At 47.0% G+C, this 22686-nt stretch carries 24 protein-coding genes and 1 pseudogene; 14 read left to right on the top strand and 11 right to left on the bottom strand.

Annotation, left to right across the window (positions count from 1 at the left end):
- The first annotated feature begins 41 nt into the window (after positions 1-41).
- Both BST99_RS09880 and BST99_RS09875 read left to right on the top strand, forming a co-directional pair.
- Positions 42-374 carry a hypothetical protein gene (locus tag BST99_RS09880; RefSeq protein WP_146106267.1) on the top strand — a complete coding sequence of 111 codons (333 nt, stop codon included), beginning with the start codon at positions 42-44 and terminating at the stop codon, positions 372-374.
- A gap of 6 nt (positions 375-380) precedes the next feature.
- Entirely contained in the window at positions 381-788 is a 408-nt protein-coding gene (locus BST99_RS09875; protein WP_146106266.1) for a Fur family transcriptional regulator, read from the top strand.
- 6 nt (positions 789-794) lie between these two features.
- Here BST99_RS09875 and BST99_RS09870 read toward each other — a convergent pair whose 3' ends face one another.
- From BST99_RS09870 to BST99_RS09845, 6 genes are all read right to left on the bottom strand, one after another.
- The gene (locus BST99_RS09870; RefSeq protein ID WP_105001656.1) at positions 795-1208 is read right to left on the bottom strand and encodes a DUF6691 family protein; all 414 of its coding nucleotides are present in this window, start codon (positions 1206-1208) and stop codon (positions 795-797) included.
- A gap of 6 nt (positions 1209-1214) precedes the next feature.
- The gene (locus BST99_RS09865) at positions 1215-1772 is read right to left on the bottom strand and encodes a YeeE/YedE family protein (RefSeq protein WP_105001655.1); all 558 of its coding nucleotides are present in this window, start codon (positions 1770-1772) and stop codon (positions 1215-1217) included.
- 243 nt (positions 1773-2015) lie between these two features.
- Positions 2016-2315, bottom strand: a complete 300-nt coding sequence (gene trxA, locus BST99_RS09860; RefSeq protein ID WP_105001654.1) for a thioredoxin — start codon at positions 2313-2315, stop codon at positions 2016-2018.
- A 3-nt stretch (positions 2316-2318) separates the two neighbouring features.
- Complete coding sequence (locus BST99_RS09855) at positions 2319-3722, bottom strand: MBL fold metallo-hydrolase (protein ID WP_105001653.1); 1404 nt, start codon at positions 3720-3722, stop codon at positions 2319-2321.
- 145 nt (positions 3723-3867) lie between these two features.
- On the bottom strand, positions 3868-5610 hold the full coding sequence (locus BST99_RS09850; RefSeq protein WP_219843831.1) for a SulP family inorganic anion transporter: 1743 nt from the start codon (positions 5608-5610) through the stop codon (positions 3868-3870).
- A 12-nt stretch (positions 5611-5622) separates the two neighbouring features.
- Positions 5623-6270 carry a Crp/Fnr family transcriptional regulator gene (locus BST99_RS09845; protein ID WP_105002487.1) on the bottom strand — a complete coding sequence of 216 codons (648 nt, stop codon included), beginning with the start codon at positions 6268-6270 and terminating at the stop codon, positions 5623-5625.
- Between the two features lie 278 nt (positions 6271-6548).
- Between BST99_RS09845 and BST99_RS09840 the strand changes: the two genes are divergently transcribed.
- The 5 genes from BST99_RS09840 to BST99_RS09820 all read left to right on the top strand — a co-directional run bounded on the left by BST99_RS09840 (position 6549) and on the right by BST99_RS09820 (position 11450).
- A complete protein-coding gene (locus BST99_RS09840; protein ID WP_105001652.1) occupies positions 6549-7037 on the top strand; it encodes a hypothetical protein in 489 nt (162 codons plus the stop codon).
- Between the two features lie 59 nt (positions 7038-7096).
- The gene (locus BST99_RS09835) at positions 7097-7576 is read left to right on the top strand and encodes a toxin-antitoxin system YwqK family antitoxin (protein WP_105001651.1); all 480 of its coding nucleotides are present in this window, start codon (positions 7097-7099) and stop codon (positions 7574-7576) included.
- Positions 7545-9299 (top strand): DUF3857 domain-containing protein, encoded by a 1755-nt coding sequence (locus BST99_RS09830; protein ID WP_105001650.1) that lies wholly within the window; start codon positions 7545-7547, stop codon positions 9297-9299. The genes BST99_RS09835 and BST99_RS09830 overlap by 32 nt, the downstream gene beginning before the upstream one ends.
- Complete coding sequence (locus BST99_RS09825; RefSeq protein WP_105001649.1) at positions 9296-9481, top strand: hypothetical protein; 186 nt, start codon at positions 9296-9298, stop codon at positions 9479-9481. The genes BST99_RS09830 and BST99_RS09825 overlap by 4 nt, the downstream gene beginning before the upstream one ends.
- A 169-nt stretch (positions 9482-9650) precedes the next feature.
- The gene (locus tag BST99_RS09820) at positions 9651-11450 is read left to right on the top strand and encodes a DUF3857 domain-containing protein (protein WP_181044203.1); all 1800 of its coding nucleotides are present in this window, start codon (positions 9651-9653) and stop codon (positions 11448-11450) included.
- Between the two features lie 160 nt (positions 11451-11610).
- On the opposite strand, the gene BST99_RS09815 is transcribed toward BST99_RS09820, so the two are convergent.
- A complete protein-coding gene (locus BST99_RS09815) occupies positions 11611-11856 on the bottom strand; it encodes a hypothetical protein (RefSeq protein ID WP_105001647.1) in 246 nt (81 codons plus the stop codon).
- 105 nt (positions 11857-11961) lie between these two features.
- Positions 11962-12858: a LysR family transcriptional regulator gene (locus BST99_RS09810; RefSeq protein WP_105001646.1), complete on the bottom strand. Its 897-nt coding sequence runs from the start codon at positions 12856-12858 to the stop codon at positions 11962-11964.
- A gap of 82 nt (positions 12859-12940) precedes the next feature.
- Between BST99_RS09810 and hutH the strand changes: the two are divergent.
- The 4 genes and pseudogenes from hutH to hutG all read left to right on the top strand — a co-directional run bounded on the left by hutH (position 12941) and on the right by hutG (position 18672).
- Positions 12941-14433, top strand: a pseudogene (gene hutH / locus BST99_RS09805) (histidine ammonia-lyase).
- Positions 14434-14443: 10 nt separating this feature from the next.
- A complete protein-coding gene (locus tag BST99_RS09800) occupies positions 14444-16438 on the top strand; it encodes a urocanate hydratase (protein WP_105002486.1) in 1995 nt (664 codons plus the stop codon).
- Between the two features lie 2 nt (positions 16439-16440).
- The gene (gene hutI, locus BST99_RS09795) at positions 16441-17679 is read left to right on the top strand and encodes an imidazolonepropionase (protein WP_105001645.1); all 1239 of its coding nucleotides are present in this window, start codon (positions 16441-16443) and stop codon (positions 17677-17679) included.
- Positions 17680-17688: 9 nt separating this feature from the next.
- Complete coding sequence (gene hutG / locus BST99_RS09790; RefSeq protein WP_105001644.1) at positions 17689-18672, top strand: formimidoylglutamase; 984 nt, start codon at positions 17689-17691, stop codon at positions 18670-18672.
- On the opposite strand, the gene BST99_RS09785 is transcribed toward hutG, so the two are convergent.
- Positions 18658-18951, bottom strand: coding sequence for an STAS domain-containing protein (locus BST99_RS09785; protein WP_105001643.1), 294 nt, complete (start codon positions 18949-18951; stop codon positions 18658-18660). The genes hutG and BST99_RS09785 overlap by 15 nt on opposite strands.
- A gap of 146 nt (positions 18952-19097) precedes the next feature.
- Between BST99_RS09785 and BST99_RS09780 the strand changes: the two genes are divergently transcribed.
- The 3 genes from BST99_RS09780 (at position 19098) to BST99_RS09775 (ending at position 20762) form a co-directional block, all read left to right on the top strand.
- Positions 19098-19412, top strand: a complete 315-nt coding sequence (locus BST99_RS09780; RefSeq protein WP_105001642.1) for a YbjQ family protein — start codon at positions 19098-19100, stop codon at positions 19410-19412.
- Entirely contained in the window at positions 19413-19547 is a 135-nt protein-coding gene (locus BST99_RS14825) for a hypothetical protein (protein WP_262494655.1), read from the top strand. It abuts the gene before it with no gap.
- A gap of 150 nt (positions 19548-19697) precedes the next feature.
- The gene (locus BST99_RS09775; protein WP_105001641.1) at positions 19698-20762 is read left to right on the top strand and encodes a hypothetical protein; all 1065 of its coding nucleotides are present in this window, start codon (positions 19698-19700) and stop codon (positions 20760-20762) included.
- 149 nt (positions 20763-20911) lie between these two features.
- Here the strand turns inward: BST99_RS09775 and BST99_RS09770 are convergent, their stop codons facing one another.
- Together BST99_RS09770 and BST99_RS09765 are read right to left on the bottom strand one after the other, a co-directional pair.
- Positions 20912-21799 (bottom strand): hypothetical protein, encoded by an 888-nt coding sequence (locus BST99_RS09770; protein ID WP_105001640.1) that lies wholly within the window; start codon positions 21797-21799, stop codon positions 20912-20914.
- A complete protein-coding gene (locus BST99_RS09765; RefSeq protein ID WP_219843830.1) occupies positions 21783-22655 on the bottom strand; it encodes an alpha/beta hydrolase family esterase in 873 nt (290 codons plus the stop codon). Before BST99_RS09765 ends, BST99_RS09770 begins: the two co-directional genes overlap by 17 nt.
- Positions 22656-22686: the final 31 nt, after the last annotated feature.

Here is a 22686-nt window from a genome sequence, read left to right as displayed (position 1 = left end):
TATGGGGTGGCAGGATCTGGCCTCCGGCATTATTTTAAACTTTGCTCCCAAACAGTATTATCCCGAAGTTTGAACCAGCAGCATTTACCCCGGACATGAAGTCCATGGAGGGTCAAAAGATTTCGATTACCGGCTATTTTTTGGTTTTGGATGCACGTCGATCCCGCTTTTTACTATCTAAAAACCCTTTCGCTTCTTGCTTTTTTTGCGGAAACGGAGGGCCTGAAACGGTGATGGATCTAAAATTTACCAAGAGCTATAATTTTGAAGTGGATGATGTGATCACAGTGGAAGGGGTGTTGCGCCTCAACGAAAGTGACCCGGCCTACAGCTATTTTATTCTGGAAAAAGCTGTAGCTTATCCTTTTGAATAATTGATCATGAGTACAGAACTGCAGACACAACTACTGGACAGCAAAGGACTAAAAAAGACCCCAATCAGAAGGGAGTTGGTTTCTTTATTTCTGCAGAATTCCAATGCTCTGTCTTTTCATGACATCCAAGATGGGATGTCTTCCAAATTAGACAAGTCTACCCTCTATCGAAACCTCACGAGTTTTGAAGAAGCGGGTTTAATACACAAGATCAACGACCACAGCGGTATAGCGAAATTTGCCTTGGGCCAACAAGACCTATCAGACGATCACGCGCACTTTGTCTGCGATAATTGCGAGACTGTCAGCTGTATGGAAGGTTCTGTAAGTATTGATGTCAAGGTTGATGACAAAGTTCACGTCAAGCAGATTCAAACCATTGTCCATGGAATCTGCGGTAACTGCAATTCTTAGGAGTCTTTAATGGGGTAGTTTGTTGCGCAATATACCGTAGAAAAAGGTTCCCAATATCGCGGAGGCGATAACCACCAAAATATACCCAGATCCAGCACCTGCCAGAACAAACATGGGTCCGGGACAAGCTCCTGCTAAGGCCCATCCTAATCCAAATAGGGTTCCCCCGATCAGGTAGCGCGCAATTCCCTTGTCTTTTGAGGCAATTACAATCGGAGAGCCGTCAACGGCTTTCACTTCTTTGCGTTTAATCCACTGAATCCCCAAAGTTCCCAAGGTGATGGTCGATCCAATAATACCGTACATATGGAAACTGTCGAACTGGAACATTTCGTAAATGCGAAACCAGGAAGCGGCTTCGGATTTATAAAGTACAACACCGAAGAAAAGGCCAACGATGATATAGAAAGTTGATTTCATGGTGAATTAGAATATGATTGGAAAAATGAAGTGAACCATAAGCAGGCCGCCCAAAAAGAAACCGATAACGGCAATTAAGGAAGGCATTTGCAAGTTGCTCAGGCCAGAAATAGCATGTCCGGAGGTACATCCACCTGCGTAGCGTGTTCCAAACCCAACCAGGAATCCGCCGACAATCAGTAAGATCAGTGTCTTGGGATCAGAAAGTGCTGAAAGCGCAAACATTTCGTCCGGAAGGTAAGCTTCTCCGGTGCTGGCAAAGCCAAGGGCTTTTAACTTTTCGGCACTTTCTGGTGCGATTTGTACCCCCTCACCATTGGAAAGGAATTGGGAAGCGAGGAAGCCTCCCATGGCCACCCCGAGGACGATATAGAGGTTCCAACGTTGACTTTTCCAATCAAAACGGAAAAATTCAGCGCGTTTATCGGCACCTAAAATGGTGCATATGGTTCTCAGGTTTGATGACATCCCAAAACCTTTACCCGCCAAGAGTAAGGTCATCATCACCAGAGCGATCAAAGGTCCGGAAACATACCAGGGCCAAGGTTCAAAAATCCAATTCATCTTGCAAAATTTTTTCTCAAAGAAAACATCTCCCTTACACTTTGGGTGTAACTCTGGTTACAGTAGGTTTCCTTATTTAATCCAAGGCAAGAATTTACCGGTTTTTTTTACGATATGGCCCATACTTGGGAAACACCTGAATCAGGCGTTTTTCTTCATAAGAGGCCTTGACTGAAAAGAGAAGGCCCGAAGAGTATCAACCGCAGGCCTACATAGAGATAATCCTTTCCTGAACGCTTCATTTTAGGCGTTGAGGTGAGTTTGAATCTGTTGTTCGAGGACGGAGGCTTGCAGTACCCCGGATTGTCTCCAGACAGCGGTCTTATTCTTAAAGATAATCAAGGTCGGGACTCCACGAACTTGGAATCTTTCTGCGATGGCTTGGTTCTTATCTACATCAATCTTGACAATGCGCACATCATCTCCCAGTCGATCTTTGACTTCTTTGAGGATGGGGGGCATCAGCTTGCAGGGTCCGCACCATTCGGCAAAGAAATCAACCAATACGGGCTTGTCGTGGTCAATAATCTCGTCAAAGGTCATGCCTTAGCTCTTTGAAGTGCATTGAAATTGAATTACTTCCATTCCAGCTTCTTTTATGGCTTTAAATCCACCGATGAGGTCCGTGATCTGGTGAATACCTCTGCTCTTTAAAATAGAGGCGGCTATTACGCTGCGGTATCCGCCGGCACAGTGAATAACCAAAGGTCCGGCCTGTCCAATTTGCGCCATGTGATCATTTAAGAAATCAAGTGGAGTATTTTCGGCATTGGGCAAGTGCTCCGCTTCGAATTCTCCGGGTTTACGTACATCAAAAACCACCTGATTGTCGAGATCTGCCTTGAGTTCATCGGCCGTCATTTGATCGATGCTGTCGAATTCTTTTTGGCTTTCTTTCCAGGCTGTAAAACCGCCTTGGAGGTAGCCCAGGGTTTTGTCAAAACCTACTCGTGAAAGTCGGGTAATAGTTTCTGATTCGCGTCCTTCTGGTGCGATCAAAAGTATAGGCTGTTCCACATCGGCAATCAGGGTGCCAACCCAGGGGGCGAAACCACCGTCTAAACCAATAAAAATCGAGCGAGGTACGTGGCCTTTGACATAGTCGTTTTGGTGGCGAACATCCAACACAACGGCTCCTGTTTCTTCGGCCAGGGTTTCAAACGCCTCGGGATCCAAAGCGGTTAATCCCCGGTCCAATACTTGGTCGATTGACTCATAGCCTTCTTTGTTCATTTTCACATTCAGGGGGAAGTACTGTGGTGGAGGCAAAAGGCCGTCAGTCACCTCTGTGATAAATTCTTCACGCTTCATGTCGGCGCGAAGAGCATAGTTCATCTTTTTTTGATTTCCGAGGGTGTCAACCGTCTCTTTCATCATGTTTTTTCCGCAAGCTGATCCGGCTCCGTGAGCAGGGTAAACGATCACATCGTCCGCCAAGGGCATGATCTTGGAACGCAGGCTGTCAAAGAGCATTCCTGCGAGTTGTTCCTGGGTCATATCGGCTGCTTTTTGCGCTAAATCTGGGCGTCCCACATCTCCTAAAAAGAGGGTGTCACCACTAAAAATGGCATGGTCTTTCCCGCTTTCGTCCTGGAGGAGGTAAGTCGTACTCTCCATGGTATGTCCAGGGGTATGTAAAACGGTGATTTTGATCTTTCCGATTTCAAAAACCTGTCCGTCGGTTGCAATAAGCGCCTCAAAACTCGGGTTGGCCAATGGCCCATAAACGATAGGGGCTCCTGTTTTTTCTGAGAGGGTCAAGTGACCACTGACAAAATCCGCGTGGAAGTGGGTTTCGAAGATGTATTTGATTTCGGCTTCGTCCTGCTCAGCTCGTTTGAGGTAAGGGCTGATCTCGCGGAGAGGATCGATAATCGCGGCCTCGCCATCACTCTCAATATAATAAGCTCCTTGAGCCAAACATCCGGTGTATATCTGTTCTATTTTCATGCTTGTCGAATTGATTACAAAGGTACCTTGGACCACTAGGATACACGGTAACACAGGTTACAATCTACACGTCAATTCCAAAGACAAATATAGGGGCAAAAATCGGGAGGGCCTTCATGGTCATTTTGCACGCTTCAGCAAGATTTCAGCCTTTTTTTTGAAGGGAGATTTTTTTCTGAAGAGGGGAGGGGCCTTTTTGGTTTACCGCGTACTCATAGGCGTCCAGGGTCGAAGAGAAAATACGCTCGTCTCCAATGGTCTTGATCAGTCCACTATTAAAAAGAATATCGCGTGTTGGTCCAATAGCACCGGCGACTAAGAAGGTGATCTCTTTTTCGTGTAAATCGTTCAAAATCTGGCGGAGGGTATAAACAGCGGTACTGTCGATGTAATTGACTGATTTAGCATTGAGGATTACGGTTTTGACCGGACTCGGGTTCTCTTGGATCAAGCGGTAGAGTTCTTGCTTAAAGTAGTCTTTGTTACCGAAGTAGAGTTCGCTGTCAAAGCGGAACATCAGAATTCCGGGAGTGGCCTCCGCTTCTTCTTCAAAACGGTCCAAATTGCGGAAGTAAGGGCTTCCTTTGATTCGACCCAAAACAGCGATATGCGGCTGAGAGGTTCTGTAGACCAAAAGGAGTAAAGAGAACAAGACCCCGAGTAAGATTCCTTCCTTGATCCCGATGAACAGGGTGATCCCAAAGGTGATGAGCAGGAGAATAAATTCGTCCTTCCGTTTGTGGTATAATTCAACCGGATAGCATACATCGATTAAACCGGAAACAGCGACCATGATCACAGCGGCCAAGATGGCATTCGGTAGGGCATAGAACCAATCGGTGATGAACAAGAGGGTAATACCGATGACCAGGGCGCTAAAGAAAAGGGCAAGGGGTGAACGGGCTCCGGTTTGGTGATTTACGGCCGTTCTCGAAAAGCCTCCCGTGGTGGGGTAGGACTGAAAAAAGGAACCGAGAACGTTCGAAAGTCCTAAGGCGATAAGTTCTTGATTAGGACGGAGCTCATCTGTTTTGTCTTGTTCTTCTATCGCTTTAGCAACCGAGATGGCTTCCATAAAGGCGATCAAAGCCAGGGTAATCGCTATCGGAAGGAGGTCTTGCAGTCGGTCCAAGGGAACTGTAGGTATTTCAAAACCAGGCAGACCTTGGGGGATCTCACCTACCACACGGACTCCTTTTTCTTCCAGTTTTAACCAAATACTGGCTAAAATGCTCAGAACGACCGCAATCAATGATGCGGGCCACTTGGAGTTGATGCGTTTGAAGAGGAGAATGATGCCAATAGACAGGATTCCGACCAATACCGTCAGCCCGTGGATTTCGTCAAGATGCTGAAAGCTTTGATACAGCAACAGATGAAAGCGGTTCGATCCAGGAACATTGGTTCCCAATAAGTGTTTTAGCTGACTGAACCCAATGATGACAGCCGCAGCGGAAGTAAATCCGCTGATGACTGGTTTAGACAAAAAGCGCACCAGGAAGCCCATTTTCAGCAGTCCCAAAACGACCTGTAGAACCCCCATAAAAAGAGCTAAAAAGATGGCCATCCCGATGTACTCCGAAATACCACTCAATTTTAAAGCACCTAAACCGGCTGCAACCAAAAGAGAGTCCATGGCTACAGGGCCCATACCTAATTTTCGGGAGGTCCCGGTAAGCACGTAGATCAGTTGGGGAACAAGGGAGGCGTAAAGACCGTAAACCGGGGGTAGACCTGCAATCATCGCGTACGCCATTCCTTGTGGGATCAGCATGATGCCTACGGTAAGACCGGCATTCAAATCCGCTCCCAGCCAGGCCCTCTTGTACTGGGGTAACCAGGTCAGGATAGGGAAAAGCCGATGCAGAATGGGCGGGCGGACTGCCATTAAGACGAGAATTTAATTCGAATCGGATTCCAGGTTAATGATTTCGATATGATTTCGATGCAGGGCAATGTGACCCATTTGCTCTAATTTTTTTAGAAGCCGTGAGATGACCACGCGGGAAGAGTGTAAGTCGTAGGCTATTTCTTGGTGGGTGTTGTACAAATGCCTGTCATTATTGACTTCTGATTTTTTCTTCAAGTAGGCCATCAGGCGCTGGTCCATACTGTTGAAGGCCACGCTGTCCAGGGTTTGTAGCACTTCCGATAGGCGTTCGTGGTAGCTGTTGAAAATGAATTGTCTCCAGCTGCGGTATTTGGTGGTCCATTCCTCCATTTTTATGATAGGAACCATAACTAAGCGGATATCGGTCTCGGCAATGGCACGAATTTCGCTTTGTTTTTGACCCAGGCAACAATTGATGGTCATGGAGCAGGTTTCGCCCTGTTCGATATAGTAGAGCAGAAGTTCGTCTCCGTTTTTGTCTTCCCGAAGTATTTTGATGGCACCAGAAATGAGCAGGGGCATCCCCTTAACATAATGACCGATATCGACAAGTGTGGTTCCAGCGGACACTTCTCTAAAGGTCCCCACCTGAATGATCTCCTCCAGTAGTGCTTTTTCTAAATGCGCTCCGTAGATCGAACCAATTTCTTTGCTCATCATAGGCTCTGCGGCTAATCGCTAATCAAACTTAATAAGAAAACTTCCGCGGAAGAAGCCTGCAATTAGCGAATTGCAACTGCTACAAAGGTAATGGCTCTAAAACTAGCCTTTGGTAATCTAGGTTACAACCGGCATCGATAACGGAAATTTAGAGGACTCTTACGTCGTTGATGGCTCGTTTTAAGACTGCTTTTTTTGACACGGAAAAACTTAACATTCGAGCTGTTGTGAAGGATTGCTGAAGATTGGTATATTTAACGTTCGAAGTTTAGAATATGAAGAGAACACTATTCTGCTTAACTTTTTTCATTGCATTTACTCTTCAGGCCCAAATCACTGCCGTGGACTGGACCGACGATCCCTATGAGGAAGTCATTGGGCAATCCATGGATATCACCACAGGTGACGTTCTGAAACTCATTCAGATACCCCTGTCCGAAAGACCAGACCAATGGGCTTTTCAGTACCAAAATTCTCGTTCTTCCAAGCCCATCCAACGCCTCGACTTTTTAGCCGAGCCGGGTGAAATTGACGCGCTCTATTCGGCCATGAAGAAGAACATGAAAAAGAGTCGGACACTGAGGCCTTTAAACACTAAAGTTGGGGAGAGACTCATACGATTTAAACTCAGTGACCACCTGGTCACCTTGTACAAGGCCAACACCCGAAAATGGGAATTGCGTTTTCGCACGGCAGAGAATGAAAGATTCGCCTTTGCGCTTTATGAAGAGCAATTGGATGAGGTTTTTGGAAAACTGAAATAAAATCTGCGCATTTCAAACATTTTTCTTGTGAAAAAGTAGAGGAGGTCTAAATTAGAAGGATGAAACACTTCCTAAGCCCACTACTTCTTCTCCTTCCTTTTTTTCATGAAAACGGGAGCATCGATGTCAAGAGAAACTTTGTTGGAGGTGTTATTCAAGGCAAGGACTACTCTTATTACGCCAACGGACAATTGGCCCGGGAATACGTCACCAAAAATGGATGGAATGAAGGTGAATACCGTACTTATTACGAAGACGGGCAGTTGGCCGAGACCACCGGCTACCTTCACGGCAATTATAATGGTCGAAATGCGGAGTATTATGCGGATGGAACTCTTAAATTAGAGATCAATTACACCAACGATCAAAAAAATGGCACGGAAGTGGCGTACTATCCTAACGGAAAGAAGAAGAAGTGGGAGAAGGTTTACTTCTTAGACTCCTTACAAGGTTGGGCGAGCTTTTACAAAGAAACAGGAAAATTAACCCGAAAGGAATATTACTTTAATGACTACGTGGAAAAAGTTGAACAAGATTAATCTACTGCTTTTCTTCCTGATTTTCGCTGAGCTTCAGGCCCAGCAGAATCCAGAAGTAGCAGGCTATCTCGAGCAGTATCCTGAAGCTGAACGTATAGGTTTAGTCAACAAACGGGTCGTACGCATTGAAATTGAAGAAGGGGAATTGGTGATTAACCAAAAGAACTGGGAAGAGGATCTCTTTTTGGATAACAGTGCCTCTTTTAGTACCCGTTCCAGCCTGAGTTATTCGACCTTTTTTGAATTGCGAAAGCTGGAGGCCGCAACCCTGGTCTACAACAAGGGCCGATACGAAGAAATCCTGGTGACGGATTTTAAGAAGAAGGACGAGCTAGATGGCTCTTTTTACGACGATAACAAAAGCGTCAGCTTTTTGTACCCCCGATTGCAAAAAGGAGGAAAGACCAAGCTCACTTACGAGTATCAGATTAAAAATCCCCGCTTTTTATCGACCTTTTTCTTCGCGGATTACCAGCCCATGAAGAAGGCGGTTTTGGAGATTTGGGCAGACCCCAAAGTGGAGTTGGATTTTGCCACTTTTCATCTCGATGGGCTGCCGATCGAAAAATCGGTGGAGAAGAAGAAAGGGATGATAGTCTATTCCTTTTCGATGAAGGATATTGAGCCCTTTGAAAGTGAAGGCTCTGCCCCGGATTACCGCTATTACCTGCCCCATATCATTCCTCGGGTCAAGGCCTACGAATACAAGAAGCAGCGCATTCCGGTTTTAGAAGACACCCAGGATCTCTACGGGTGGTATTCTTCTCTGGTACAACCGGTCAACCAAGAATCAGCAGACGCGGCTATTGAGGTGTTGGTCAAAGAAATTACCGCCGATAAGAGTACGGATCTCGAAAAGGCGAAGGCTATTTATTACTGGACGCAGAAAAATATCAAGTATGTGGCTTTTGAATACGCCTTGGGCGGTTTTGTGCCCCGGTCTGCCAACGAAGTTTTTCGAAAGAAATATGGAGACTGCAAGGACAATTCAAGTCTTCTTTTTAAAATGTTGGAGATCGCCGGTATGAAGGGCTACCTCACCTGGATCGGTACCCGGGATTTGCCCTACACCTATTCAGAGGTGCCTTCTCCTCAGGTCGATAACCACATGATCCTCACGGTCGAGATTGACGGGAAGAACTACTTTTTAGACGCCACGGGCCGTTATTTGCCCATGGCCCTACCGAGTTCTTTTATTCAGGGCAAGGAAGCTTTGATTGGGAAGACGCCCGAGACCTATGAGGTGGTTGAGGTGCCGATTATTCCGGCGGCACAAAACCAGCAGCGAGAAGAGACCTCGCTCCGTTTGGAAGGGGCCTCTATTTTGGGGTCTAGCCAAGGGGAGTTGAGCGGGTATGTCGCCGTGGACTTTCTCTACGAAATGGAAGACCGCACCAAAGAGCAGAAGGTGCAGGAGTATTTCAATTTCCGTTTCCGCAAGGGTAGCAACAGCTTCTTGTCCGAAAATATTGAGGTGAGTCAGGCAGAGTACGACGGGCCGGTGAGCATCGGTTTTGACTTCAAACTAGACAATTACGCCAAGCAAATTGGGGACGAAATCTACGTGAACCTGAATTTGAACCGCGATATTGCCGATCTCGGCCTTTTTAAGGACCGCGAACTGAGCTGGGAAATCGATTACCAATCCCAGGCCTACTTCCACAATTCTTTGGATTTACCCGAAGCTATGCCGTTGATTATTTACCAGGGAATTTTGAATTGAAGAATGATTTGATCGAGTGCACCATTCGCTACGCCCTAAAGGACGGGCGCATTGATTACACCCACCAATACGCTCTAAAGAAAATCCTCTATAGCCCAGCGGAGCTCAACGAGTTGGGTAGCCTGATTAAAAAAGTTGAACCTCAGTTCCGGCAAGTCCTCGTGCTGAAGAAAACCCAATAGACACCCCTATGAAAAAGTACCTTTTCTCTTTGATCGTCCTCTGTTCTTTTTGGAGTACCTACGCCCAAGTTCAACCGGAATACCTTTCTTTTGATTGGGGTAGTGCCCAAAATTTGATCAGATCAAGACCACAGACGATCCCATTCTGGGACTGCTTGAAAAGCACCAGGTGGAGTTCATCTTTGATGGTGAAAATCTGGCGGAGTTTGCCCTGCAGCACCGAGCTGTTTGGTTGAATTCTGACGAGAGTATAGAAGACTTTAACCGTATCTATCTACCCTATTCCGCCAGTTCAGAGCTGGTGGTGAGCCGTGCCCGGGTCATTCAGCCTGGCGGAAAGGCACAGGAACTGGACCAGAGCAAGATTTTGACGGCTCAGGATGAGGAGACGGGGCAACAGTACAAGTATTTTGCCTTTGAGGGGATCGAAAAAGGAAGTATCGTCGAGTATTACTATGTTGAGCGCAAGCAGCCTTCCTACAATGGTCGCAAGTACCGCTTGCAGTCCAAGTACCGGGTGGAGGACCTCTCTTTTGAACTGCTGTCGCCTTCCAATCTTGGATTTGCTTTTAAGACCTATGCCTTGCCTGAAATCCAGGAAGACAGTGTGCCGGGTAAGAACCGGTACCGGTTAAGTGTAAAAGGAATGAAAGGCTTAGAGAACGAGCAATCTGCTCCTTACAATGCCAGTCGGGCCAGTTTGGTTTACAAGATTGACGAAAACAAGGCTCGTAACCGCCGCAACCTGGTGAGTTATAAGACCGCCTCTCAAAACATTTTTAAGTACTACAACGAGGAGCCGAGTAAGAAAGCCGCAAAACTCTTGCAGGACTTTTTTACAGAATTGGGTATAACGGCTACTGCGGACGAAGAAGCCAAGATCCGAATGTTGGAAAACGCTATTAAACGCGGAATCTATGAGGCAGAGGTCGATGGCGATGCCCAAAAAGATCTGGAGCAGATTTTAACCAATAAGGTGGCTAGTTCTACCGGGGTCATCAAGCTCTATGTAGCGGCCCTCGATGCCCTCGGTATTGAGAACCAGATCGTGTTTACCACTGATCGAGGCGAGACCGTTTTTGATAAGGATTTTGAGGCTTATAACTTCCTTCAGGAGGTGTTGTTGTACTTTCCGAAGTACAAGAAGTACCTGGCGCCGAACGAGAGCAACAGCCGCTATGGCTTTCCCCCTGGAGAGTATACCGATAACTACGGTCTCTTTATCAAGCAAGTCAAGGTAGGTTCCTATGTTTCGGCAGTGGGTAAAGTGCAGTATATCGCACCCGTACGGGCCGATAAGAGTATTGACCGCATGAAGATCGATGTGAATTTTGATGCGGATGACCTGAGCCAGAATACGGTTAAGCTCGGTTTGGAAATGACCGGCTATTATGCCGTTTACCTGCAGCCTTTCTTTGATTTGGTCAAAGGAAAAGAACGGGATGATTTGATCGAGAGCTTCGGAAAGCGCGTCGATGCCAATGCTGACATCAAGGTCTTGGAAGTCAAGGGAGGTAATCCTGCTGACTTTGGCGTGAAGCCTTTGGAATTTATCATGGAATTGCAATCCCAGTCGCTTACCGAGAAGGCTGGCCGAAAGTTTCTGTTTAAACTGGGGCAATTGATCGGACCACAAATCGAAATGTACCAGGAAAAGGCCCGTGTCCTGCCCCTAGAAAATGACTTTACCCGTACTTACTACCGCACCATTACCCTGCAGATTCCGGAAGGCTATCGGGTAGTGAATCCGGAAGACATCAATATCGATCACCACTACATTAAAGACGGCCAAGAACTGATGTACTTTAGATCCTCTTATGAGCAAAAAGGAAACCAGCTCATCATCAAGGCGGACGAGAGTTACGATATCAATAAAATACCCGTCGAAATCTTTGAGCAGTACCGCACGGTAATCAATAGTGCAGCGGACTTCAACAAGGTGACCCTGGTGCTCGAACCGGTGCAGTAATCCATTAAAAAAGACATAAAAAAAAGCCGCCCGATGAGAAACGAGCGGCTTTTGTAATTTACCTAACCTTGTTCATTTTGAACAGTGTTAAAGGTAGTCTGCCACCATCTTTTGAACAAGCCAAAAGGGGGCAGATACAATTCCTTTACCCAATGTTAACCTAAGCCATCGCTTGGGGTGCCCACTTGGCGCAAGTCATCTCTGCAGAGGCTTTGGCCGGGTGTGCACAGCTGGGCCTATTGAAGCGGGAACAGGTGCCACAGTTGACATCTGACTTAAGGGCTTCTTTCATGGTAAAACTGTCACAGGTGTGCTTTTCGGTGACTTCAATATTGTGTTGTGAACAGAGGGAACCTTCTGCCAGGTTCTTGCAATTCACACAGTTGCTTGCTAGTCTAATCGCCATAATTCATTCTTTTTATTCAAACTTAGCATCCAAGATCCTTAGAATGAAATTAAATAGCTGGAATTCAGGTATATAGATTTAGAATAATTTAAAATAGTCGTGCTGCTAGGATTGTACGGGAAGCAGGCCTAAACTGCGTCGTAATACCTCGCTGAGATTGCTTGTATTCCAGACCATACGCAAACTGGCCTCCTGGGGGAAGGGGTCCAGGGGAATGAATTGAATGTTCATCGCAAAGCCGTACTGCAGGGATTGGGGAACAATGGCGATACCAAAACCGTTTTCGACCAGGTTGTAAATGGTGTGGGCGTGCACGGTCTTGTGTGCAATCTTGGGTTTAAAACCGGCCCGCTCAAAAATTTGCATTAGGCGTTCAAAGTAAGTAGGGCTGTATTCCGAGTCGAATAAAATGAAGTCTTCTTCCTTCAGCATGCTGAGGTCTTCCGGGGATTGAATACGGGTCAGTCGCTTGTAGTTTTGAGGGACCACCAAACAGAAGTGGTCTTTTTGAACAACGGATGACGCCAGACCTTTGATTTCGGTTTCGGAGCGCATAAAGCCAATATCCAGCGAGCCTTCGCTCAGAAGCTGGGCCTGTCGACTGTTTCCCATCTCTTCCAACTCAAAGCTGATGTCTGGGTAGCCCTTTCTGATTTTAAGCAGCAATTCCTGGGTGAGGAATTGTATGGCCGACCCCACATACCCGATGCGGAGGTTACCGGCCAGGCCTTGTTGGATTTGTTGGGCGTAATTGACGTCTTTCTTCCAGTTTTCCAAGAGTACCTTGACTTTTTCCTGTAAAAAGCGTCCGGACTCACTGAGTTCCACTTTGCGGTTGTGGCGGTCAAAGAGCACCGTCTCTAAACGTGACTCCAAGCGTTTGATTTGCTTGCTCAAAGCGGGCTGTGTAATAAAGAGTTTTTCTGCCGCCCGGCCGAAGTGCAATTCCTCCGCTAAAACCTGAAAATAGCGCAGTTCAATCAAGGAGTAATCATAACTCATAGTTATTGATAGGGTATTAATAATTCATTGTAAGGTATTAATTCTACATCTACTTTTAAAATACCAATAAATACATGTCCAAATGAGTGATTTTAAATGGGGAAAAAACGATTTGCAGCTCGAAAAAGCCATGGAGCTTCTGCAAATGCCCCGTATTCCCGAGTTGGATGAAGAGGCCATCAAACGCCTACAGAACAGCCGCAAGCATGTGGAGACGGTTTTGGATTCTGATGAGGCGCATTACGGAATCAATACCGGTTTTGGTCCGCTTTGCGATACCCAGGTCAGCGCAGAGCAGAGTGGAGAACTCCAACAGAACCTTCTGCTCAGCCATGCCGTCGGAGTGGGGCAGCCCATTGCGGCAGAGCTCTCTAAACTCATGCTCATTTGCAAAATCCACGCCTTGTGCCGCGGGTATTCCGGGGTGCGTTTACTCTTAGTGGAACGCCTTTTCTTATTCTTAGAAAAAGACTGGATACCGGTGGTTCCCGAGCAAGGCTCTGTAGGGGCTTCTGGGGATTTGGCGCCCTTGTCTCATTTGTTTTTGCCCTTGATCGGGGAAGGAGAATTCTGGGTCAATGGGGAGCGTCATTCTGCTCAAGAGGTCTACTCTGAGGCGGGGATTGCCCCCCTTCGCTTAAGTGGAAAAGAAGGATTGGCCCTGATCAACGGGACCCAGTTCATCCTGGCCCATACACTCCAAGGATTGGATAAAATGAAGTATCTCCTGGACCTGGCCGATCTGGCTGGCGCCATGACCCTGGAAGGCTACCAAGGCAGCAGTTCGCCCTTTCACGAAGGGCTTCATCAGTGCCGTCCTTTTCACGGCAGCCAAGTGGTGGCGGCCCGGATGAGGGCCTTTCTTGAGCATTCAGAGAATTTGGCTTCGCACGAAGACTGCGACCGGGTGCAGGATCCTTATTCGGTACGTTGTATCCCGCAAGTACATGGTGCTTCGCGCAATGCCTTTGCGCACCTCAAAGAATTGGCTGAGATCGAAAGTAATTCGGTCACCGATAACCCTTTGGTTTTTTCGGCTGAAGAAATTATTTCGGGCGGAAACTTTCACGGGCAGCCCCTGGCCATGGCCCTGGATTACGCCACTGTTGCCGCCTCTGAATTGGGGAATATTTCGGATCGCCGTTCCTATTTGCTTTTAGAAGGCCGCTATGGCTTGCCTCGTTTTTTAACCCGCAAAGAGGGCTTGCATTCCGGGATGATGATCCCTCAGTACACCACGGCTGCTTTGGTAAGCGAGAACAAATCGCTTTGCTTTCCGTCTTCCGCCGACAGTATTCCCACCTCTTTGGGGCAGGAAGATCACGTGTCCATGGGAAGTATTTCGGGACGTAAATTCAACCAGGTCCTCGGCAACCTCGAAAAAATTCTGGCCATCGAAATTCTGATGGCTCCCAAGCGCTGGAGTTTAGACGCCCATTGCGCTTCTCAGATAAAATTGAAGAAAACCTCCGAATAGTCCGACAGCAGGTTCCCCCCCTGGAGGAAGACCGTTTGCTCAAACCCGATATTGATGCCCTTGTCCAATTGGTTAGAAACCGCCAGTTCCTGGTCTAAAACAAACGCTATGACATTTAAAGAAGAAATTCTTCAAGGAATACCCGATCGGCTCCCCCCGCCTAAAGGCCGAAGCGATCAGTTTTCGCACGCGCCTCGCCGCAAGCAAGTTCTCAGTCCAGCCGAAAAAAAACTGGCACTGCGTAACGCTCTGCGTTATTTCAAACCCGAATGGCACGCTGAACTCGCTCCGGAATTCGCGCAGGAATTGCAGGAATACGGCCGGATTTATATGTACCGCTTTATGCCGGAGCACCCGATCCACGCTCGCCCTATTGAGGACTACCCGGCGAATTGCACCGAAGCGGCGGCCATTCAGTTGATGATCCAGAACAACCTGGATCCGGAGGTGGCCCAGCACCCGCAGGAACTCATCACCTACGGAGGGAACGGTGCCGTCTTTCAGAATTGGGCCCAGTACCGACTCTGTATGAAGTACCTCGCCGAAATGAACGAGGACCAGAGTCTGCATATGTATTCGGGGCATCCTATGGGACTCTTCCCGTCGGCGCCCGGCAGTCCACGGGTCGTGGTGACCAATGGTATGATGATTCCCAACCACTCCAAGCCAGCCGATTGGGATAAGTACAACGCCTTAGGGGTTACCCAGTACGGGCAAATGACTGCGGGCTCTTATATGTACATAGGGCCGCAAGGAATTGTTCACGGTACCACGATTACGGTAATGAACGCTTTGCGTAAGATTTTAAAGCCTGGAGAAAGCGGAGGAGGAAAACTCTTCTTGACCGCCGGATTGGGCGGAATGAGCGGTGCTCAGCCCAAGGCTGGAAACATTGCTGGCTGCCTGAGTGTTTGTGCCGAGATCAACCCCCATGCCGCGGAAAAACGTCACGCCCAAGGCTGGGTAGACGAATTGATCCGCGATATGGATGAGCTCATCTATCGCGTGAAGGAGTTGACCGCACAAAAAGCCGTACGCTCTTTGGCCTTTATCGGGAATGTAGTGGATGTTTGGGAGCGCTTTGCGGACGAAGGAATTCATGTTCACCTCGGTTCAGACCAAACCTCTTTGCACCTGCCCTATTCGGGGGGTTATTACCCCGCTGGACTGTCTTTTGAAGAGTCCAACCAGATGATGAAGGAAGATCCCATCCGCTTTGAGGAAAAGGTGCAGGAATCTCTGAGAAGACAGGTGGAGGCCATTAATCGCCACAGCAGTATGGGCACCTACTTCTTTGATTATGGGAATGCCTTTTTGCTCGAGAGTAAACGTGCCGGGGCGGCGGTAGGAACAAGTGACCAAAAAGAGTTCCGCTACCCTTCTTATGTGCAGGATATTTTAGGACCTCTCTGCTTTGATTTCGGTTTTGGACCTTTCCGCTGGGTCTGTGCTTCCGGCAAGCCTTCGGATTTGGAAAAGACCGATGCCATTGCGGCCCGCGTCCTCGAAAAACTGATTCAGGAAGCCCCAGAAGAAATCCAACAGCAGATGCAGGACAACCTGAACTGGATTCAACAGGCTGGCGAGAACAAGCTGGTTGTTGGCTCTCAGGCCCGTATTCTCTATGCGGATGCCGTAGGGCGAATCGCTATTGCACAGGCCTTTAACGATGCCATCGAAAAAGGGGAAATCGGCCCGGTTGTTTTGGGTCGAGACCACCACGATGTTTCGGGAACGGATTCTCCGTACCGCGAGACGTCCAACATATACGACGGCAGCCAGTTCACGGCCGATATGGCCATTCACAATGTGATCGGAGATTCCTTTCGAGGAGCTTCGTGGGTTTCTATTCACAATGGTGGAGGAGTCGGTTGGGGAGAAGTGATCAATGGCGGATTTGGATTGGTATTGGATGGATCGGAACAGGCTTCCAAACGTCTGCAGTCCATGTTGTTTTACGATGTCAATAATGGGGTCGCACGACGTAGTTGGGCCCGAAACCCCAACGCCCGTTTGGCCATTGAGCGCGAAATGGAACGCAGTCCTGGACTTCGCGTACAGCTGCCTCACCTGGTTGCAGAAGAGCACTTAAACCAATTTTAGCGATGGATGTACTCTTAACCGACATCAAGCAATTGGTCCAGGTCCGAGAAGGACAGGAAACCCCTCTGCGAGGAGAAGAGATGAAACAATTGCCTTTGCTTGAAAACGCTTTCCTTCTGGTTTCCGAAGGCCGTATCGCCGCCTATGGACCGATGGAACAATGTCCGGGTCTCGAAATTCCCAGGAAGAGTTTGGCCGGACGCGCCGTTTTACCTGGCTGGTGTGATTCCCACACCCATTTGGTCTATGCCGGAAATCGAAGTGGGGAATTTGTGGACCGAATCAAGGGATTGAGCTATGCCGAAATCGCTGAGAAAGGCGGTGGTATTTTACAATCAGCCAAACTTCTTGAAAAAACTGAGGAAGACGAACTCTACCGCCAAAGTGCACAGCGTTTAGAAGAAATCATGACCCTGGGAACCACCGCGGTCGAAATTAAGTCAGGCTATGGCCTGACCCCCGAAGCCGAGCTGAAAATGCTCCGGGTCATCCGCCGCCTAAAGGAAAACTACCCCGTAGAAGTTCGGGCGACCTTTCTGGCTGCGCATGCCCTTCCACTTGAATTCAAAGAGAACAAGTCTGCCTTTGTGGATCTCATGCTCGAAGAGGTCTTGCCTGAAGTAGTCAAAGAAGGTTTGGCCGATTATATCGATCTTTTTTGTGAAAAGGGTTACTTCGACCTGGACGATACGGAGCGCGTAATTCAGGTTGGCCAAGAGTACGGTTTAGCGGCCAAGATCCACGTTAATCAGTTTCACGCCTTTGGAGGGGTGCAAAAAGCGGTTGAGGGCAGAGCACTCACGGTGGATCATTTGGAAGAGTTAAGAGAAGAAGATGTAAAGTCCTTGCAGGCCAGCGATACCCTGGCGGTGGCTTTGCCGGGCTGTTCTCACTTTTTGAGTATCCCCTATACTCCTGTTAAACGTCTCATGGAGGCCGGTGTGCCCCTGGTTTTGGCGACCGATTACAACCCGGGTTCTGCCCCTTCGGGCAATATGAGCTTTGTGGTCAGTCTAGCTTGCGTCAAAATGCAGATGACCCCGGAAGAAGCGATCAATGCGGCAACCCTGAATGGGGCTTTCGCCATGGGTCTGGAAAAAGAGGTGGGGAGCATAAGCTTAGGAAAAAAGGCCAACCTTTTGGTGACAAGGCCGCTTGAGAGCTATGCCGAGATTCCCTATCGGTTTGCGCACAACCTGGTGGAGGAGGTGTATATTCAAGGAGAAATCTGGAACCCCTAGTTTGAGCCTATGCCCTGGAGTGAAGCATTTATAAATAATTACAAAGGACCAGAATCGAGCTGCTGGACGGGAAGAACAAGTCCGGTCGAGCTTGGACCGCAGTATCTGCACGAAGCAATTCGTTTAGTGGATTTAGCAGAGCAGCCTACTCCCGAGGTGAGTGACATTGGATTCTTGGGTTACGCTTGCGATGAAGGAGTGCGTCGAAATTCCGGACGGCTAGGTGCGGTAGAAGGCCCAACAGCTTTGCGTAAGGCTTTGGCTAAAATGGCCTGGCACCACAGAGAACTTTCGGTGACTGATTTTGGAGATGTGCATTGCCAGGAAGGTCAACTGGAAGAGGCACAACTCGCCTTGAGCGAAGCGGTCAGCAGCTTGCATGACCAATGCATCTTTCCGGTACTCTTGGGGGGTGGTCATGACATGGCCTACGGGCATGCGAAGGGTTTATTGGAATCTAAAACTTGGGCAGCTCAGCACATCGGTCTTTTGAATTTGGATGCTCATTTCGATCTGCGAAGAGCGGAGCCCAAGGCCCATTCGGGATCGCCTTACCACCAATTGCTTGAGGAATATGCGGACCGCCTTAGCTATTTGGTACTGGGAATTCAAAAAGCAGCCAATCCCCCTGAATTGTTTGAAACGGCTAGGCAGTTTGGTGTGGACTGGGTAGAAATGGGGACCACTCTACACGGATTTGTAGAGGAGTCCCTTGAGCGATTGGATGCCTGGCTAGATACAGTGGATGCAGTCTACCTGAGTATTGACCTAGACGGTTTTGCTTCGGCTTTTTCGCCCGGTGTCAGCGCTGCTTCTCCTATGGGATTTGACCCCTCATTTGGTTTACAGGTGATCGAGCGACTTTGCTCTTCTAAAAAACTCATTAGTCTTGACTTGGCCGAATGCAATCCCAAGGTGGATGGATCGGGCCAAACTGCTCTTTTGGGAGCGAGACTCATTCATCAGCTGTCTAGCGGTCTAAAAGGAGAATAAGTGGTTCAATCCCGACTTTTGCAGGGTGTTTTCTATTCTTGGGTTTGATTTGGAAATATACATGATCCTCTTGTTCGTCGTTTTCGCGTAGTGATAGACCGACAGCAGTAAGCGGGCACACTTCATATCCATCTGCTCGACATTTTCGAAACTAACAATGATAGACTCGTTTTCTTCTATCAATTGATTTAGGTAAATGCGCAGGCTCTCGTGGTTCTTCCGTGTAAGACTGCCTTTTAGACTGGCTCGACAACAGATTTTTTCTTCAGTGGTATACATGGGTTATATTTTCCTACAAGTACTTTATTTTATTTCTTCTATGCTTTGGGTTTCCGTTCGAGCGAATTTTACGCCCGATCAACGCCTTTTGTGGTTCGACGAATGAAATCGTACATTTAGAAGTACAGAATCAAAAAATGTAAATCATGATCATTACTTCCACTGAAACCATTCCGAACAAAGAGATTATTGAAGTCCTCGGTATTGCCCGCGGCAGCACCGTACGCGCCCGAAATATTGGTCGAGATGTCTTTGCTGGCTTAAAGAATATTGTGGGGGGCGAAATTGAAGAGTACACCAAGCTCCAAGCCCAATCCCGCGAGCAGGCCATGCAGCGAATGCACCGCGACGCAGAACGCATGGGGGCCGATGCCATTGTCAATGTGCGCCTGACCACTTCCATGGTGATGCAAGGTTGTTCTGAAATTCTGGCTTATGGTACAGCCGTAAAGCTGCGCTAAGTGGACTTTGCTGAAGTAGTTATACTAGGACTCTATATGGTTTTCCTGCTCTTTTGTGCCGTCGCCCTAATCTACCTCGTTATCCGTCGTGTGGGTTTGAAGGAAGAAGAAGACTTTGAGAAGCGAGATAACTAGCCTTTCTGTGGATTTTACCGAGATTATGGAGTCTTGGTCTACTATCTAATTCAAAGGAAGGTTGTTGTTGCAACTTTTACTACCTTATAAGCTAATTTCTTTAAGACTATTGTCTTATTGAAGATAAACAAACTTTAAATTCTAGTAATAATGAAAAAAATCAACAATCTATGGGTCGGTATTTTTATGCTGCCTGCACTTTTGGTATTCGCGGCCTGCGAAATGGAGGAAGCTGACCTGGGTACAGCACCAGCAGTTGCTTCTCTGACAACTGACATGTCCTGTGATGTTCTCATTGACTTTAATGGGTTAGAAGCCGGACTTATTGTAGAATCCGTTTCTTCTGGAAATGGAATTAGCGGGACTGCCATCAGCGGTTCTGTTAGCGTTTATGGAGAGAACGTCAGCAACGGCGCTCCTGATGTTAACCACGCCATGATCTTTGATACCGACAACCCAACAGGAGGAGACGAAGACCTTGTAGTGCCTGGGGAAGATCACCAGGAGGTATTGATTATCTCTGAAGATTTGAACGGTGCTGAGCCTGATGATAACGCGCCTCCAGGTGGGGTGTTTACCCTTGACTTCAGCGGTTTTGGACCGGGTTATGTCGACATCAACAGTTTTGTTACGATTGATAATGAGGAAGCCGGAGACTGGGTGGCCTATGATAGCGGAAACGTGATGATCGCTCAAGGGGATGTCCTCAGTATTGAGGATGGTACACAACAGGTTGTACCGGTAAACGCTATGGGGGTAGCCCGATTGGTCATTACTTTCAACGGTTCTGGTGCTCTGGATGAATTCTGCTTAAGTGTAGAAGAGGAAGAAGAGTCTGGTTGCACGTATACCCAAGGATTCTGGAAGAACCCCAAGAAAGGACCATTCCCAGATCCATATAGCCGTGACGATATTTTCTTTCTAAGTGGAAAGACTTGGCAGAAAGTATTGAGGACTCCTGTGAGAAGAAATGCGTATTACCAAGCAGCTCACCAATACATTGCAGCGGCCTTGAATGTTGCTAATGGAGCGTCTTCACCGGATGAAGTGGACGATGCCTTAGCAGCCGGTATGGATTTATTCTCGACTTATTCTCCTGACGATATCAAGGATCTGAGAGGAGATGACGAGCTTAGAAAGCAGTTTATCGCGATCAGCGAAACACTTGATGCTTATAACAACGGTGAGATCGGACCAGGACACTGCGACGACTAATAATCGAAATTGAATAGGAATAAGAAAGCCGGCCTTGGAGCCGGCTTTTTTTTAGGGTTATCAGATAACGGCCAGTAATTCAGTACAGTCCTTCTTCAATCAACCTGTTTTTTACTCCAAATAGGGTGAACCCTAGGAGCTAGGGGCTCTTATAACTTGTAATTTGGATCATGACTATCCATAATTTCTTCAGCTATTTCAGGGAGGTTTGTCATAAAACCCGTGTCATAAGAAAAGGTACTAAGATCAACACCGTAGATGCTGTTTAACCAAATGAGGGAGCCTGTTTCTCTAATGATGTCTCCTTGGTGTCCTTTTTCATCAACAAATAAGGAAGTTGCTTGAGGTCCAAATCTTGAAATATTATCCAGCAGTTCATTATTCTCATTCATTTGGTCCAGGTTAATTGATGACCATCCTGTTGGTATGGTGAAAATTTTTGTCGTAGGAAATTCTATACGTAGACTATCTACCATTTCATCATGTACAATGTCGACAAAATAATCGTTCAATTCTTGTATGGAGTTAAATCCATATTCTTGTGCACGTTGTTCCCATTCCGCCGGAAAATCAATTTGCGGTATGGCTATAAAGATGATGATGTTTGGATTCCTTTTTGTGGCATAATCTATCCATGCCCGGTGCCCTTCGATTCGATCTTCCGGATCATGGCCTGCAGTCATCCCAAAGACATCAATATTACCTTGATCAAGAGCGGCTTTAATTTGGAGGTGTTCGCTACTCGTTGAATCATTCCAAAAATTTATTGGTCTTCCATTCTCTCCTCCACGAGTGATACGAGTACTCTTGTGATCCTCAAATCCTGCGAGAATTGACAAGTCATCAAGTTTCTCGGCATAGGGTCTAAAAAAACTATTTCCTATGAGTAACATGGTATATCCTTCTTGGCTCTCCTCTACTGAATCGTCATTCGTAGTACACGATATAAATACAATTACTAATGCGGCTAGTCCTAATTTTTTTAGTGTCATAAGAAAGTGTTTTTGATGTTTGGAGTTGTTATTCAATCTTTCCATCCAACCCAAAGGCTTTTACGAAGTTCCAAACTTCCAAAGAGGCATTAATGTCCATATTTCCTTTATATCCAGGCCATTGGTGACCTCCACCTGTGATCTTTAGATGATGAACTTCTACCCCTGAATCGCCGTTTACATATTCAAATCGTTCTACAGTGCTGCCATCATCTGGATCAACATCTGTAATATTGGAAACGATGGGGATATTATCCGTATTATTATGGCTATTCCAAAAATCCAGTAGAGCAGCGACACTCGAGTATACCACAATGGGGTCTTCGGTTCCGTGAATTTGAAGAATAGATATTGGTCTTGAAGGAGAACAATTATTTATTGACGGTTGGTACATCGAACCAGTTACCGAAGCGACAGCGGCAATTCTTTCTGAAAGTCCACAGGCCAAGCTAAAACTAAAGAAGCCTCCATCTGACATTCCAGTACTGTATATACGATTGGTGTCTATATTGTATTCTTTTTGTAAATCAGTTAAAAGGGCTTCTGTAAAATCGATATCGGGGTTATTACTGCCGTACACAACCCATTTATTATCAATACCATTAGGATGAACGACTATGAAGTTTTCTTCTTCAGCGATTTCATTGAACTTGGTGTAGCCGTAATTAAATTCCATATTACTAGAAAGTCCATGAAATGATAACAATACGGGAAGGGGGGTTGTAGGTGAGTAATTTTCAGGAACATAAACAATATATTCTCTGGTCGTGCCATTCACCACAAGTTGTTTGATCTCTTTTCCTTTTGGAACCTCAGGATCCGGCTGGATGTTATCTGATGTAGAGCACGCCATAATCAAAAGCGTTGTTACCAGTACAGATGATCTCTTTACTTTTCTCATATTCCCTAAGACACAAAAAAGTTCAAAAGGT

The sequence above is a fragment of the Aureicoccus marinus genome (assembly GCF_002954325.1).
GTDB classification, from domain to species: Bacteria; Bacteroidota; Bacteroidia; order Flavobacteriales; family Flavobacteriaceae; genus Aureicoccus; species Aureicoccus marinus.
This window is presented reverse-complemented; position numbering and strand designations above follow the sequence as displayed.